General features: G+C 72.2%; 16 protein-coding genes, 1 tRNA gene and 1 other RNA gene. 4 read left to right on the top strand and 14 right to left on the bottom strand.

Going from position 1 to position 13,795, the window contains the following annotated elements; translation table 11 throughout:
* Positions 1-31: 31 nt before the first annotated feature.
* Genes AC1UE4_RS17205 through AC1UE4_RS17180 form a run of 6 tightly spaced genes read right to left on the bottom strand, consistent with a single transcriptional unit; the run spans position 32 to position 4,903 of the window.
* Complete coding sequence (locus AC1UE4_RS17205; RefSeq protein WP_482918533.1) at positions 32-454, bottom strand: HIT family protein; 423 nt, start codon at positions 452-454, stop codon at positions 32-34.
* Positions 451-1,065, bottom strand: a complete 615-nt coding sequence (gene recR / locus AC1UE4_RS17200; protein ID WP_482918532.1) for a recombination mediator RecR — start codon at positions 1,063-1,065, stop codon at positions 451-453. Before recR ends, AC1UE4_RS17205 begins: the two co-directional genes overlap by 4 nt.
* A gap of 38 nt (positions 1,066-1,103) precedes the next feature.
* The gene (locus AC1UE4_RS17195; protein ID WP_482918531.1) at positions 1,104-1,535 is read right to left on the bottom strand and encodes a YbaB/EbfC family nucleoid-associated protein; all 432 of its coding nucleotides are present in this window, start codon (positions 1,533-1,535) and stop codon (positions 1,104-1,106) included.
* Positions 1,535-3,256 carry a DNA polymerase III subunit gamma/tau gene (dnaX, locus tag AC1UE4_RS17190; protein WP_482918530.1) on the bottom strand — a complete coding sequence of 574 codons (1,722 nt, stop codon included), beginning with the start codon at positions 3,254-3,256 and terminating at the stop codon, positions 1,535-1,537. Before dnaX ends, AC1UE4_RS17195 begins: the two co-directional genes overlap by 1 nt.
* Before the next feature lie 23 nt (positions 3,257-3,279).
* Positions 3,280-4,218: a hypothetical protein gene (locus AC1UE4_RS17185; protein WP_482918529.1), complete on the bottom strand. Its 939-nt coding sequence runs from the start codon at positions 4,216-4,218 to the stop codon at positions 3,280-3,282.
* Between the two features lie 22 nt (positions 4,219-4,240).
* The gene (locus AC1UE4_RS17180) at positions 4,241-4,903 is read right to left on the bottom strand and encodes a helix-turn-helix domain-containing protein (protein ID WP_482918528.1); all 663 of its coding nucleotides are present in this window, start codon (positions 4,901-4,903) and stop codon (positions 4,241-4,243) included.
* Between the two features lie 235 nt (positions 4,904-5,138).
* Here AC1UE4_RS17180 and AC1UE4_RS17175 point away from each other — a divergent pair, with 235 nt between their 5' ends.
* A complete protein-coding gene (locus AC1UE4_RS17175; RefSeq protein WP_482918527.1) occupies positions 5,139-7,109 on the top strand; it encodes a ThiF family adenylyltransferase in 1,971 nt (656 codons plus the stop codon).
* Positions 7,110-7,201: 92 nt separating this feature from the next.
* On the opposite strand, the gene ffs is transcribed toward AC1UE4_RS17175, so the two are convergent.
* The 3 genes from ffs to AC1UE4_RS17160 all read right to left on the bottom strand — a co-directional run bounded on the left by ffs (position 7,202) and on the right by AC1UE4_RS17160 (position 8,279).
* An RNA gene (ffs, locus tag AC1UE4_RS17170) (signal recognition particle sRNA large type) lies at positions 7,202-7,470 on the bottom strand.
* Positions 7,471-7,488: 18 nt separating this feature from the next.
* Positions 7,489-7,842 (bottom strand): allene oxide cyclase family protein, encoded by a 354-nt coding sequence (locus tag AC1UE4_RS17165; protein ID WP_482918526.1) that lies wholly within the window; start codon positions 7,840-7,842, stop codon positions 7,489-7,491.
* Positions 7,843-7,955: 113 nt separating this feature from the next.
* Positions 7,956-8,279, bottom strand: coding sequence for a hypothetical protein (locus AC1UE4_RS17160; RefSeq protein ID WP_482918525.1), 324 nt, complete (start codon positions 8,277-8,279; stop codon positions 7,956-7,958).
* A gap of 234 nt (positions 8,280-8,513) precedes the next feature.
* On the opposite strand from AC1UE4_RS17160, the gene AC1UE4_RS17155 reads away from it, so the two are divergent.
* Both AC1UE4_RS17155 and AC1UE4_RS17150 read left to right on the top strand, forming a co-directional pair.
* Positions 8,514-8,741, top strand: a complete 228-nt coding sequence (locus tag AC1UE4_RS17155; protein WP_482918524.1) for a hypothetical protein — start codon at positions 8,514-8,516, stop codon at positions 8,739-8,741.
* Between the two features lie 46 nt (positions 8,742-8,787).
* Positions 8,788-8,859 (top strand) — tRNA-Val (locus tag AC1UE4_RS17150).
* A gap of 148 nt (positions 8,860-9,007) precedes the next feature.
* On the opposite strand, the gene AC1UE4_RS17145 is transcribed toward AC1UE4_RS17150, so the two are convergent.
* Entirely contained in the window at positions 9,008-9,178 is a 171-nt protein-coding gene (locus AC1UE4_RS17145) for a hypothetical protein (protein WP_482918523.1), read from the bottom strand.
* Between the two features lie 191 nt (positions 9,179-9,369).
* On the opposite strand from AC1UE4_RS17145, the gene AC1UE4_RS17140 reads away from it, so the two are divergent.
* Entirely contained in the window at positions 9,370-9,573 is a 204-nt protein-coding gene (locus AC1UE4_RS17140; RefSeq protein WP_482918522.1) for a cold-shock protein, read from the top strand.
* 90 nt (positions 9,574-9,663) lie between these two features.
* Here the strand turns inward: AC1UE4_RS17140 and AC1UE4_RS17135 are convergent, their stop codons facing one another.
* From AC1UE4_RS17135 to AC1UE4_RS17120, 4 genes are all read right to left on the bottom strand, one after another.
* The gene (locus AC1UE4_RS17135) at positions 9,664-10,617 is read right to left on the bottom strand and encodes a carbon-nitrogen hydrolase family protein (protein WP_482918521.1); all 954 of its coding nucleotides are present in this window, start codon (positions 10,615-10,617) and stop codon (positions 9,664-9,666) included.
* Between the two features lie 48 nt (positions 10,618-10,665).
* Positions 10,666-12,333 carry an acyl-CoA dehydrogenase family protein gene (locus AC1UE4_RS17130; protein WP_482918520.1) on the bottom strand — a complete coding sequence of 556 codons (1,668 nt, stop codon included), beginning with the start codon at positions 12,331-12,333 and terminating at the stop codon, positions 10,666-10,668.
* Positions 12,334-12,449: 116 nt separating this feature from the next.
* On the bottom strand, positions 12,450-13,028 hold the full coding sequence (locus tag AC1UE4_RS17125) for a transposase (RefSeq protein WP_482918519.1): 579 nt from the start codon (positions 13,026-13,028) through the stop codon (positions 12,450-12,452).
* A 436-nt stretch (positions 13,029-13,464) separates the two neighbouring features.
* Entirely contained in the window at positions 13,465-13,746 is a 282-nt protein-coding gene (locus tag AC1UE4_RS17120; RefSeq protein WP_482918518.1) for a hypothetical protein, read from the bottom strand.
* Between the last annotated feature and the right edge of the window lie 49 nt (positions 13,747-13,795).

Below are 13,795 nucleotides of genomic sequence, written 5' to 3'. Positions count from 1 at the left end.
CTCACCGCGAGTCGGTGCGATGCAAGGCGGCTTAACGAAGCGCCGCGCCGATCGCCGCCGCCACCTCGGCGGCGCGCTCGTCCGACGCGTACTTCGTGCGCGGCCAGAAGAACCCCCGCAGGCCGTCCTTCGGGCGCCGCGGGACCACGTGGACGTGCAGGTGGGGCACGGACTGGCTGACGATGCTGTTGACCGCGGTGAAGATGCCCGTCGCATCCATGGCGTCGCGCACGGCGACGCTGAGGCGCTGCGTGCGGTCGACGAGCGGCGCGGCCAGCTCGGACGGCAGGTCCCAGATCGCCTCGTGATGTTGCTTCGGAACGAGCAGGACGTGGCCCTCGAAGAGCGGCCGGACGTCGAGGAACGCGAGGAACTCGTCGTCGTCGAGGACGACGTGCGCCGGCGTCTCACCGGCGACGATCGCGCAGAAGACGCAGGGTCGCTTCGGGTTCACACCGCTCGGCGGCCGGCCAGCGCGCGCCCGAGCGTGACCTCGTCGGCGTACTCGAGGTCGCCGCCGACGGGCAGCCCGGACGCCAGCCGCGTCACGGTGACCTGCGGCGCGCGCTCGTGCAGGCCGTCGGCGAGGTAGAGCGCGGTCGCCTCGCCGGTCGTCGTCGGGTTCGTGGCGAGCACGACCTCGCGGACCGGCTCGTCGGCGGGCTCGGTGACGCGGCGGAACAGCTCGGCGATCCGCAGGTCGTCGGGGTCGACGCCGTCGATCGGGCTGAGCGCACCGCCGAGGACGTGGTAGCGGCCGTGGTACTCGTGCGTGCGCTCGATCGGGATGACGTCGTTCGGCTCCTCCACGACGCAGATGAGCCCGCCGTCGCGCCGCTCGTCGAGGCAGATCCGGCAGCGCGGGCCGTCGGCGAGGTTGAAGCAGACCTCGCACAGGCCGATGCGCTCCTTCACCTCGCGGATCGCGTCCGCCAGCGCGTACGCCTCCTCCGGCGAGACGCGCAGGACGTGGAACGCGAGCCGCTGCGCCGTGCGCTGGCCGATGCCCGGCAGCTTGCCGAGCTCGGTCACGAGGCGCTGGATCGGAGGCGCGTGCGAGCTCACGCGACCGCCTCGTCGTCCCGCGTGCGCGCCATCTCCCTCTACCGCTTCTTCTGCGCGCGGCGCGCGGCCCTGTTGGGGGCGCCGCCGCCGGCGCCCGGCATCCCGCCGCCGAGCTGGCCCATCCCGCCGCCGAGGCCGAGGCCCTCCAGCGCGCTCATCGGATCGAAGCCGCCGCCGCCGGCGACGCCCTCCATCTTCTTCGCCGCGATCTCCTCGGCCTGCGCGAGCGCCTGGTTGACGGCCGCGAGGACGAGGTCCTGCAGCATCTCGACGTCCTCGGGGTCGACCGCGTCGGGATCGATCTTCAGGTCCTGGATGCGCAGGTCGCCGGTCGCGACGACCTTCACCATCCCGCCGCCGGCCGACGCCTCGACGCGCTCCTCCTTGAGCGCCTCCTGCGCCTGCTGCTGGGCGGCCATCATCTCCTGCGCCTGCTGGAGCATCTTCTGCAGGTTGGGCGGCTGGGGCATCAGGTCTTCTCCTCCTCGTCGGGCACGATCTCCTCGGCCTCGAACTCGGCCTTGAAGCGCTCGATGATCTCGTCCTCGGACACGGCCGTTGCCGCGCCGTCCTCCGGCTCCTCGGCGGCCTCGTCGCGCAGCTCGTAGACGAGCCTGAACGACTGGCCGGTCAGCGACCGGACCGCCTCGGAGATGAGCTGCCGGCACGCCGTGTCCTCGGCCTTGCGGCGGTAGAACGAGTCGTCGGTGCCGAACGCGACGACGAGCTCCTCGTCGCGGATCTCGTACGGCCGCGAGTGCGCGACGGCGGCCGCGAGCATCCCGTTCGACGACTTGATCTGGTCGATCACCGCCGGCCACACCGCCTTCAGCGCGGGAACGTCGACCGGGCCCTCGGTGTGGACCTGCTCGACCGCGTGGGCGACCTCCTCGGGCGCCTGCTCGACCTCCTCGACCACCGGGTCGGGCACCGCTTGAAGCGGCGGCGAAGACGCCTCCGGTTCGCGCGGCGGCGGCGGCGCGGGCGGGGCGATGCGCTGCGGCTGCGGAGCGGCCTCCGGCGGCGCGACGGGACCGCGGCCGGCGAGCGCGGCCTCGAGGCGCTCGATCCGCGCGAGCAGCGCCTGCGTCGACGCGTCGACGCGCGGCTGGGCGGCCTTGACGAGCGCGAGCTCGAGCTGGATGCGCGCCTCCGCCCCGTTCTTGATCGCCTCGAGCGCCCGGGCGAGGAGGTCGAGGAGCCGCACGACGTCGGCGCGCGGCACGGCGGCGGCCTGCTCGCGCAGCCGGGCGTCGCGGTCGGGCGTCATCGCGATCTCCGCCGGCACGTCGCCGAGCGTGCCGACGACGAGCAGGTCGCGCGCGTGGGCCTCGAGGTCGCGGATGAACGCGCTGGCGTCGCGGCCGCTGTCGGCCAGCCGCGCGGCGGCGACCAGCGCGCGCCGGGGCTCGTGCGACGCGACGGCGTCGAGCGCCTCGAACAGCAGGTCCGCGTCCGCGATGCCGAGCACCGCCAGGACGTCCTCGGTCCCGATCGCCGACCCGGAGTACGTGACGAGCTGCTCGAGCGTGCCCAGCGAGTCCCGGAACGAGCCGGTCGCGTGCCGGGCCACGAGCGCCAGCGCGTCGGCCGGGATGTCGATCTCCTCCTGATCGGCGACGCGCCGCAGGACGGTGGCGATCTGCTCGATCGTCGGCCGCGTGAAGTCGAAGCGATGGCAGCGGTCGGCGACGGTCGGGAGGATCTTGTTCGCCTCGGTGGTGGCGAGCACGAAGACCGTGTTCGGCGGCGGCTCCTCGAGCGTCTTGAGGAACGCGTTCCACGCCTGCGGCGTGAGCATGTGCGCCTCGTCGAGGATGTAGACCTTGTGGCGGCCGCTGACGGGCGCGAAGGCGACGCGGTCGCGCAGCTCGCGGACGTCGTCGACGGAGTTGTTCGACGCCGCGTCCATCTCGATGACGTCGAGCGACGAGGCGTTCGCGATCGCACGGCACGAGTCGCAGGTCCCGTCGGGGGTGACGGTCGGTCCCTGCTCGCAGTTCAGGCACGCGGCGAGGATCTTCGCCATCGACGTCTTGCCCGTCCCCCGGGAGCCCACGAAGAGGTACGCGTGGTGCACCTTGTTCTGCTCGACCGCGTTGCGCAGCGTGCGCACGACGTGCTCCTGCCCCACGACATCGGCGAAGGTGCGCGGCCGGTGGCGGCGGTACAGCGAGGGGGCGGCGGACACGGGGTTGAGAGGGTATCCCGCGCCTACTCGTAGACGACCAGGTCCGGCGCCGGGCGCAGGGCGAGCACGTACCGCGGCGTCATGAGGTTCGTGTCCTCGCGGTAGAAGAGCTTCAGCCCGTCGTGGAAGCGGACCGCCTCCGAGGTGAACGCGCGGTACTTCGAGAGCTTGTTCGGCCGGTCGCCGAAGCCGTCGACGTTGAAGGTGACCGCCAGCCCCGGGCGCCGCACCACCGACTCCTTGCCGACGACCATGTCCTCGGTGAACTGGTGGATGACGAGCAGCTTCTCCGGCAGCCGCTCGCGCCGGACGAGGCCGGCCAGCCACGCCGACACCTCGTTGACCTTCTCCGCCGTGACCGACCCGATCACGGTGCCCGGCCTCGCGCCGGGCGTCGACCACTCCGGGTCGAGCGCGAGCCCGACGTCGGGCTGGCGCAGCCACGGCTCCAGGCGCTCGACCTCGTCCATGAAGTCCGCGTGGCCGGGCTGGATGTCGAGCAGCAGAAGCATCTTGTGGCGCCGCGCCGCGCGCAGGTACCGGTCGATGACCGCGCGGTCCTGCTGCAGGCGGTAGAGCCCGTCGGCGCCGGGATGGCCCGCGGCGACGGTGGCGATCAGCTCCATCGCCGGCAGCACCGGCCGGGTGCGGCGCGCGTACCGGGCCGCCTGGCGCTCGAGCCGCCGCGCCGCCGCCTCCGGCGTCCTGATGCCGAGCGCGCCGAGCTCGTCGTCCTGCGGCGCGCCGTAGAACGCGACGACGCGGAAAGCCGGGAAGATCGTGCCGCCGCCGCGCGGCAGGGCGGGCGGCGCGGTCTGCGCGCGCGTCGCCGCGGGCGCGGCCGTGCGATCCCGCTCGTCGCCGCCGCTGGTCAGCGCCGCAAGCGGCAGCCCGACGACCAGGGCCGCGACGCCGATGGCGATCGCGCGCCGGCGCCAGTAGACGCTGGGGTGGTGCTGCACCCCCGCAGTGTGGCGGGTCCGGCTAGCTGCGACGGCCGCGCTGCGAGCCCTTGCGGGTGCGGCGCGTCGGCGTCGCCGGCTGGGTGGGCGGCTTGTCCTTCTCGTACGCGCGCGAGTAGTGGAGGACGGACAGCCGGCTCGGAGCGATCTTCGCGCTGCCCTCGGCGATCCGCTTCTCCGACGCCGCCTCGATCTCCGCGGTCGCCTCGACGAGCTCGAGCAGCCGCTCGCTCAGGTCCTTCCACCCCTGCTCGTCGAGCGTGAGGTCGGTGAACGAGAGGTGCGTGTCGGTGCGCTCGTCGAACGCGCCCGTGCCGAGCGCGTTGGCCGCGTGCTGGAAGATCGCATGGACGATCTCGCCCGCGAGCGCGTCGCGCGCGTTGGCGGGCAGCGCTGCCCAGTCCGAGTCGCTGAAGAGCGGGCGCCGGACCGCGCGGTAGTGGTGCTCGATCGCACCGCGGCGCGGCGTCGTGCCGACGAGCTCGACGAACCCGAGGTCGCGCAGGATCCGCACGTGGTAGCTGATGAGCTGCACGGACTCGCCGAGCTCGCGCGCAAGCTCGACCGGGCTGGCGACGGTCTCGTTGAGGCGCTTGAGGAGCTTCATCCGCAGCGGGTGGCCTATGGCCTTCACCACGCCGGTGTCGACGATCTCTTCGCTCTCTCGTTCAGTGCTTCGCGTCATGCCAGTTCCTCGAGCAGCGCTCCAAGCTTCTTGTGCGCTCTATGTAGCCTCACCCTAACGGTGCCTCCGTGCCACCGATAGCCGTTGCCAGCTCCCGCTGACATGTCGGCGCCGTAACGCTCGGCCGGGACAACCCGATCGTACGTCGCGGGAGGACACGACGCCACGCGGACGGCGCCGCCGACATCTCCGGCGTGGGCGTCAGACAACCGGGTGTCGTCGCGACTTGACGCCCATGGAGCAGGCGACGGATCGCCGTGATCGGGGCACTGAGGCCCCCGGGGGCCACGCACCGGCTGCGGCCGGGTACGCGGCGCTGGCGCCCTACTACGACACGTACGTCGCGCACCCCGGGTACGCCGGGTGGGTGCGCGGCCTCGCGGCGCTCGCCGTGGCGCACGGCGCGACCGGCGGGCGCGTGCTCGACGTCGCGTGCGGGACCGGCCGCAGCCTCGTGCCGCTCGTCGAGGACGGCTGGTCGGCGGTCGGCTGCGAGGTCGTGCCGGAGATGCTCGAGGTGGCGGCGTCCACGCTCGGCCCGGAGGTCGAGCTCGTCGCGGCCGACATGACCGCGCTGCCGGTGCTCGGCGTGTTCGACGCCGCGCTGCTCGTCAACGACGCGGTCAACTGCGCGCTGTCGGCGACGCAGCTGCGGGCGACGTTCGCGGGCATCGCCGCGAACCTGCGCCCGGGCGGCGTGCTCGTGTTCGACGCGAACACGCCGGCGACGTACCGGTCGACGTTCGCGCAGGCGCACGAGCGCGTCGCCGACGGCCTGCGGTTCACGTGGCGCGGGCGGACGACCGCGTTCACCCCGGGCGGCCGCGCGGTCGCCCTGCTCGACGTCGAGGACGAGGAGACCGGCGAGCCGCTCGCGCGCACCGTCCACGTGCAGCGCCACCACCCGCACGCGATCGTCGCCGCCGCGCTGCACGCCGCGGGCTTCGAGCTCGTCGCGCGCATCGGCCAGGACGCGCTCGGCCGTCGCGCGGAGGCGATCGACGAGGACGCCCAGCCGAAGGTCCTCCACGTCGCGCGACTTGCATCAACGAACCCGAAGGAAGGAGGTGCCACCCATGCTGAAGATCAAGAGGATCGAGGAGAAGCCGCTCCCCGTGCTGTCGGTGACGAAGTACGGCTGATGCCACGGAGGCCCCGGCTGAAGCCGGCGGCCGACGTGCGTCGCGTCCCCTCGGGCTCCCTGTACGTGCTGCGCGGCGATGCCGGCGGTGCGGACCTCGAGCTCGAGGGCGACGCGGACGCGATCCTCGCGCTGCTGCGTGCGCTCGATGGCAGCCGCGCCGTGCCGGAGGTCGCCCGCGCCCTTGGGCGCCAGGTCCCCGAAGTCGCCGAAGCCGTCGAGGAGCTGCTGGCTGCCGGGCTCATCGAGGAGGCCGCCGACGACGCGCTGCTGCCGCAGGAGCGGCGCGAGCGATTCGCGCGGCAGCTCGGCTACTTCGCCGACCTGCTCGGGTGGCCGCGCAGCGCGGCCGCGACGCAGGCGGCGCTGGCCGGCTCGACGGTGTGCCTGCTCGGCGCCGGCGGGCTCGGCTCCTGGGCCGCGTACGCGCTCGCGTGCTGCGGCGTCGGGCGGCTCGTCGTAGTCGACGGCGACCGGGTCGAGCTCGGCAACCTGAACCGGCAGGTGCTCTACCGCCCGGACGACGTCGGCACGTGGAAGGCCGAGGCGGCGGCGGGGGCGCTGCGCGCGTTCGATCCGGCGCTCGAGGTCGACGTCGTCGTGCAGCGCCTGGAGAGCGCCGAGGACGTCGCGTGCGCGGTCGTGGGCAGCGACCTCGTGCTCGACGGCGCCGACTGGCCGGCGCACCGGATCGGCCGGTGGGTGGACGAGGGCTGCCGCCTGGCCGGCGTGCCGCACCTCGCGATGAGCCAGCACCCGCCGCAGCTGCGCGTCGGCCCGCTCTACGTTCCCGGCGCCACCGGCTGCTTCGCCTGCCAGGAGGCCGCCTGGCGCGAGCAGTTCCCGCTCTACGACGAGCTTGCCGGCGCGGCCGCCGAGCTGCCCTCGGCCGGCGCGTTCGGTCCCGCGTGCGGCGTCGTCGGCGCGCTGGCGGCCAACGAGGCGATCACCTTCCTCGCCGGGCTGTGGGAGCCGGCGACGTTCGGCACCGCGGTCCTGCTCGACCTACGGACGTTCGAGGTGCGGCGCGAGGCGGTCCCGCGCCGCGAGAGCTGTTGCTGCTAGCGCCGATCGCGGTCTTCGCGCATCCGGGCTCGGCCTCTTGTCGCGAGCCGGCCCGGCCCTCTGCGGGCCGGGCCGTTCGCGAAGTCAGTGGACCGTGCACCCCTCTTCGAAGCGTGGTCACGAGCGCTGGACGACGGTCTCGGCTCCGGTCCGGGCTCTCCCGCTGCGCCTGCCGACGATCGCTTAAGGCTGCTTCCTTCCGGACCTGACCTGGTTCACGGGCCGACATCGCGCGGGACCCGGGCCATCGACGCCATGACCGGCGCTGCTGACCCCGTGGCCGACGCCCCTCGAAGGGGAGTTCAGCCCCGCTAGAGCGGATTGCGGGTGCAGGGCACCGCTACCTCCCCGCCTAGCACGGTCCGCCGCACAGCCTACCTCAGCCGATGAGGTGGAACTCGAAGGAGAACTTCGTCCCGTTCTCGAGCCCGTGCAAGTTCATGAACCCGCGCGCGTTCGCGTAGCGGCCGGTCCCGCCGGTGATCGCGAGCGTGCTGTCGCCCGCGTCGAGGAACGGGCCCTCGACCGTGATCTGACCGCCGGGCAGCATCGTCGTCCAGTTGCACTCGTACGACGCGCCCGCGACCACGCGGATGCAGTAGCCCTGGTCCGTGCCGACCTTCTTCTTGTCGGACCGGTCGAACACCTCGTTGGCGAAGGTGAGCACGTCGCCGGCGGAGTCGCCGGCCGCGCCCGTGTCGGTGGTCGCGTCCGTCGTCGCGTGCTCGATCACCGTCAGCACATGCCCCTTCCGCTTGGCACCGTGCCCTCCGGTGGCCCATGCCGCGACAGCGACTGCCAGCGCAAGAGCGAGGGTGAGGGGAACGACCGTCGAAGCAACCCGTCTCATCTGGGTCCTCCTTGATGGGGTTGCGCCCGTCCTACCACCCTCGCGCGACCGCGTCGAGCGCGTGCGTCGACTTGTGTTGTCTCGCACGTCCTCGCGAAGAACGCCGTCACCTCGGCGAAGATCGCGAAGGGCGCCGTGAACGCCCGGGCGCTCGCTCCGAACGCGGTCGTCGCCTCGAACATCGCCCCCGACGCCGTGACCGGCCGCGCCGTCGCGCGCTCGGCCATCGCCAGCGACGACATCGCTCCCGGCGCGGTCACGACGACGCAGCTCGCCGACGGCTCGGTCACGACGCTCCAGCTGGTCGACGGGGTGGTCACGAGCACCAAGCTCGCGGACAGCTCCGTGGAGTACGACAAGATCTACACCGACCCGGCGAAGGACTACACCGAGACGACGAAGACGATGCTGACCCAGCTGAGGCAGCCGATGACCACGGCGATCGTCGAGTCGCAGATCACGTGCCCCGACGGCAGCATGGCCCTCTCGTTCTCCGCCTCACGGTCACGGGCGTCCTGTCGTGGCAGGCGAACGCGAACGGCACCAGCCGCAACATGCGCATCCGCAAACGCTTCGGCCCGGCGTGGGGCGCGAACGCGGGGCAGCACACGGGGATCCAGACGTTCTCGTCCACCCCGGCCCCGACCGGCCCGACGGACCAGACGATGACGATCCAGGTCCCGCTCGAGGCGGGCGACAGCGTGATGCTCGAAGGCTCGACCTGCGGCCAGAACGTCCCGATCGACAGCGCGTCGTTCTCGATGGAGCGCAGCGGCGACTGACCTGACGACTGGGAAGGTCCCGAGCGAGGCTAGACTCCTGGCCTCCGGGCGCGTAGCTCAGTGGGAGAGCGCTCGCTTCACACGCGAGAGGTCGCAGGTTCGAAACCCGCCGCGCCCATCGAGATCTTCGGCCTCCTTCGGGAGGCCGTTGTCGTTCTGGTGCGCATCGCTGCCCGACGGCGAGTTCGGCGGAGTGGGATCACGTCGCCCGGGTCTGCCCCTGCGGTGCGGCCAGTTGGTGGTCGGCACGACCAGTTGCACCAGGCCTACTTCCCGCGACGCGCCTGCTCGGTCGCCGCGTCGCGTTGATCGCCGAGCTCAGCCTGCCGACGCAGCAACGCCAGGCGCTGAGGGCCGGAGACCTTGCCCGCCAGCTTGTCGCCGATGTTCTTGAGCTGCTTGAGGACAGCAGCCTCGGTGAGCGGTCGTGGAGTCATGCCTGCACGCTAGCTCGACGCGTGGACGCCAGCTCGCCGTCTCAGCGGCTCATCACCCGGCGTCGAAAGCCGCTAGGCTCGTCGGACGGGTCGGGCGTCCGCTCGACCGAAGCAGTGCCCAGCGTCTCGCAGTTGTTGCTTCGTAGCACCCTCCGCATTTCGCAGCGCACATATCCCGAGGGAGCTCCGCAATGGCTACCGGAACCGTGAAGTGGTTCAACGACGACAAGGGCTTCGGGTTCATCACGCCCGACGACCAGAGCAAGGACCTCTTCGTCCACCACACCTCCATCCAGGGCAGCGGCTTCAAGTCGCTCGCAGAGGGTGCGAAGGTCAGCTACGACGCCGAGCAGGGCCAGAAGGGCCCCGCCGCCGGCAACGTCGTCACGCTCTAGCCGCCGGCCGTCGAGCCGTCCGCTCGGCCACTCTTCACACGCGAGAGGTCGCGGGTTCGAAACCCGCCGCGCCCACTCCCCGGAAGCCCGCTACGGCGGGCTTCCGTCGTTCAGGGGCACTCCCGGATCCGGGAGCGACGGCGGCGCCGGGGCGAGCCCGCCCAGTACGTCGTCGCGCGAGTAGTGACCGACGGCGTCGAAGACGCGCTTCGCGTGGAGGCCTTGCCGCAGATCGCAGTCGTGGACGAGCATGCCCTCCTCGCCGTAGAGCGGCCCCGCGACGATCGCGCCCGTCGGATCGGCGATGAGCGCTCCCGCGTTCCCGAAGACCTCGCGCTCCGGGAGGGCGACGGGGAAGTCCTCGGGGAACGCGGCGCGCGGGATGTACTGCGGAACCGAGACGACGAAGGCACCGGACTCGATGGCGATCGCCCGCATGCACGCGATCCAGCCGTCGGAGTCGTCGGCGGTCGGTGCAACCCAGATCTGCGGCCCCTGCCGGTAGACGGCGTACCGAGCCAGCGGCATCCGGTTCTCCCAGCAGATCAGCCCGCCGATCCGCCCGCAGTCCGTCTCCACCGCGCGGAGGTCGTCGCCGCGGCCGATCCCGTGGAACAGCCGCTCCTGGTGCGTCGGCATGAGCTTGCGGTGCTTGTGCAGCAGCCCCTCGGGGCCGAGCCAGAGCATCGTGTTGTAGAGCGTCCCGGGCCGTTCGGACTCGCGCTCGTTCACGCCGATCACCGCATGGATGCCGAGCGAGCGGCAGGCTGCCGCCAGCTCGTCCACCAGCGGCCCGGGGACGTCGACGGAACTCGACCACATGCGCTCCCACAGCTCGTTGGAGCCGCCGAACGAGGCAGCCGCCCGCGCCCATGCGTTCGACGGGTAGAGCGATACGAACGTCTCGGGCAGGACGACGAGCTCGGCCTCGCGGCTCGCCGCCTCGGCGAAGAGCTCGAGCGCCTTGTGCACCGTCGCCTCGGCGTCGAGGATGACCGGCGTGGCTTGGACGGCCGCGACCCGGACCGTGCGGAAGGTCGTCACGACCCGACCCTACGGCGTCGGCTCCGCCAACATCAACGTGCCTCCGCGTCAGGCGAGCCGAGCGAAGTCGATGATCGCCTGGAAGTCGGCGCCGCGCAACGTTCCGTAGCCGGGCCCCCAGCCGGTGCCGAGTCGCGAGGCGACGAACGCGTCGGCTACGGGCCCCGGCGCATGCTCGACCAGCAGGGCGGCCTGGACGGTGAGCGCCATGCGGGTGACGAGGTAGCGGGCGGTCTCCTCGGGTGCGAGCACGAGCTGCTCCATCGCGGCGAGCGCGTCGCCGATCAGCCGGTGCTCGGCGGCGGCCGGGCGGATGAGGTCGCGCACGGTGGCGAAGGCCTCGGGGGTGCGGGCGAGGACGCGGCCGACGTCCATGACCATCATGTTCGAGGTGCCCTCCCAGATGGCGTTCAGCGGCGCCTCCCGGTAGTAGCGCGGGCAGGGGTGCTCCTCGATGTAGGCGTTGCCGCCGATCGACTGGATGACCTCCTCGGTGACGCCGGCGACGCGACGGCAGTTCCAGAACTTCGCCACGGGGGTCAGCAGGCGGCTGAGCAGCCGCTCCGCCGGGTCGTCCTCGGCGCGCGCGACGCGGAACCCGAGGTGCGCCGCGCCGGCCCACTCGAGCGCGAGGTCGGCCAGCACCGGGGCCTGGATGGGCAGCTGCGAGAGCGGCGCGCCGAAGGCACTGCGCTCGTCGTTGTAGTGCAGGGCCTGCGACAGCGCGGCGCGCATCAGGCCCGCCGAGCCGACGGCGAAGTCCAGCCGCGTGTACTCGGCCGAGGACAGGATCGTGCGCACGCCCTTGCCCTCCTCGCCGACCAGGATCGCGTGCGCGTCGTGGTACTCGATCTCGGACGACGCGTTGGCGCGGTTCCCCAGCTTGTCCTTGAGCCGGTTGATCTTGATGCCGTTCAGGCGGCCGTCCGGCAGCCGGCGGGGGATCAGCAGGCACGAGACCCCGCCGCTGGTCTGCGCGACGGTCAGGTACACGTCCGACATCGGGACCGATGCGAACCACTTGTGGCCGTTGACCAGGTAGGGCTGCCCGGGGCCGCGCTCGCCGACCGGACGCGCGACCGTGACGTTGGCGCGCAGGTCCGAGCCCCCGTGCTTCTCGGTCATGAAGTAGCCGATGGTGCCGCCGGTCTTCTGGTCGACCGGCACGTCGGCGGGGTCGTAGCTCTCGGCCTCGAGCGCGCGGGACCATGGCGCGAGCTCGGGCTGGCTGCGCAGGATCGGGATCGAGGCGTAGGCCATGCCGAGCGGGCAGGCGGTCGACCCGTCGATCTGGTTCCAGAGGTAGGAGAGCACCGCGCGGGCGGCGTGGGCGCCGGGTTCGTCCGAGGTCCAGGCCAGCGAGTGCACGCCGCTGCCGAACCCGAGCGCCATCAGCTCGTGGTAGGCGGGATGGAACTCGACGTCGTAGACCTCGTTCCCCAGCCGGTCGAGGGTGCGCAGCTCGGGGAGGTTGCGCTCGGCGTCGCGCGCGAGCTTCAGCACGTGCGGATCCCACACGCGGTCGCCGAGCCGCTCGGCCCGGTCCCATGCCCACGGCGCGTGCTGCTCGATGACGCCGGCGGCGATGACGTCCCGGGCGAACGCGTTGACGCCGTTGAGGTCTCCGACGAGGTTGTCGGGGATGGGGCGCTGCTGCGCGAACGGGTCGCCGGCGTGCTCGTGATCGGCGACGGTCGTCGTCAACTGGGAGGTCACCGGGCCATCGTCTTGCGCGCCCGGTGGCGAATCAAGCGTCCCCGGCAGGACCGTTGGCCGATGCGATGACCGCCCGCCGTGTCGGCGGCGGGCCTTGGAGGATGTCGGCGCGCGGGTCACACTCGAGAGGTCGCCGGCTCGAAGCCTGCCGCGCCCATGATGGCCACCGCCTCGAGCACGCGCTCGAAGCGGTCGCCGCCGCCGAAGACGTCGAGCAGCCTCGTCGTGTCGAGCCATCGCTCGGCGGTCCGAAGCCCGAGCGACGCCGCGGCGCTGCTCCACTGATGGTCCTCCGGCCGGTCGCACATGTGCGCGCGTATCGGGTTGAGGAGCACATAGCAGGCGAAGTACATCGCGGCGCCCGCGCTCGTCGCCCGCGATGAGCCGTACCGCTTCTCGAACAGGTGCCCGCCGCCGGTCGCGTGCTTCTCGTTGAAGTCGCGTGCGTACGAGCCGTGAGTGTGCATGAACCCGTGCCCGAGGTTCGGTTCGCGCAGCTCGATCAGGTGATGGACGTGCGTCGTCATCAGGCAGTACGCGAGCGGCCGCCATCCGAGCTCCCGGGCGGTTCCACCGAACGCCGACAGGTAGGACCGGCGGTCGTCGTCGTCTTGGAAGAGCGGCTCGTCCCGGATCGCACGTGCGTACACGTGGTAGATCCCGCCGGCCATCTCCTCGCGAGGTCTCCTTGGCATGCCTCCAACTACCTCGCCGGCACCAACTCGCCCCCCGGAGGCAGGCACCGCGGTGCCTGCCCCCTCGGTGCCAGGCACCCACGTTCCTGGTACCTCGGTGCCAGGCACCCACGTTCCTGGCACCACGTGTTTCGGTACCTCGGTGCCAGGCACCCACGTTCCTGGTACCTCGGTGCCAGGCACCCACGTTCCTGGCACCACGTGTTTCGGCCGGCACCACGTGCTTCGGCCGCGCGGTGGAGAGCCGTCGTTCGGGGTTCCGGCGCACCAGAGCCAGGGCAACGGCTCGAACGGGAACGGGCCGCAGGGCTACGAGGGCCGGCCCGGGAACCAGAGCCGCTGACGTTTCGGACGGGGCGGCGCGCGCCGGTGATCCGGGGCGCGCCGCGCCGTGGGCGGCGCCACGATCGGCCGCGCCGAAGCGCGGCGATGCCGGTCAGTGGCCCGGCAGACCGGACCAGCCCGCGTCGAGCAGGATCATCGCGAACATCGCCGCCAGGAGCGCGAAGCGCAGCGTTACGCCGCCCGACAAGCCGAAGCGGCGCGCGAGCCACACGACGGCGATGGCCGGCACGAACGCCGCCGTCGCGACGTGCACCTGGAGCGACCGCGTCAGGTCGAGCGCTATGAGCGAGGTGAACATGCCCAGCACCGGCAGGGCGAACACCACGGCGAAGAGCATCCCGACGAGCTCGGGTGCGTCGAAGTCCTTGCGCATAACGAGAACCCGGCGCGATCCCGGAACCTCCTGCGCCGGCCTCCTACGA

Source organism: Parviterribacter kavangonensis, assembly GCF_056863335.1.
The sequence above is the reverse complement of the archived record's forward strand: the minus strand, read 5'-3'. Positions and strand labels throughout refer to the sequence as shown.

Bases quoted from the DNA above. Each gene is read 5' to 3' on its own strand.
- AC1UE4_RS17195 (WP_482918531.1), bottom strand. From the start codon at position 1,535: ATGCCCCAGCCGCCCAACCTGCAGAAGATGCTCCAGCAGGCGCAGGAG.
- AC1UE4_RS17180 (WP_482918528.1), bottom strand. From the start codon at position 4,903: ATGACGCGAAGCACTGAACGAGAGAGCGAAGAGATCGTCGACACCGGC.
- AC1UE4_RS17175 (WP_482918527.1), top strand. From the start codon at position 5,139: ATGGAGCAGGCGACGGATCGCCGTGATCGGGGCACTGAGGCCCCCGGG.
- AC1UE4_RS17155 (WP_482918524.1), top strand. From the start codon at position 8,514: ATGCGCATCCGCAAACGCTTCGGCCCGGCGTGGGGCGCGAACGCGGGG.
- AC1UE4_RS17145 (WP_482918523.1), bottom strand. From the start codon at position 9,178: ATGACTCCACGACCGCTCACCGAGGCTGCTGTCCTCAAGCAGCTCAAG.
- AC1UE4_RS17140 (WP_482918522.1), top strand. From the start codon at position 9,370: ATGGCTACCGGAACCGTGAAGTGGTTCAACGACGACAAGGGCTTCGGG.
- AC1UE4_RS17125 (WP_482918519.1), bottom strand. From the start codon at position 13,028: ATGCCAAGGAGACCTCGCGAGGAGATGGCCGGCGGGATCTACCACGTG.
- AC1UE4_RS17120 (WP_482918518.1), bottom strand. From the start codon at position 13,746: ATGCGCAAGGACTTCGACGCACCCGAGCTCGTCGGGATGCTCTTCGCC.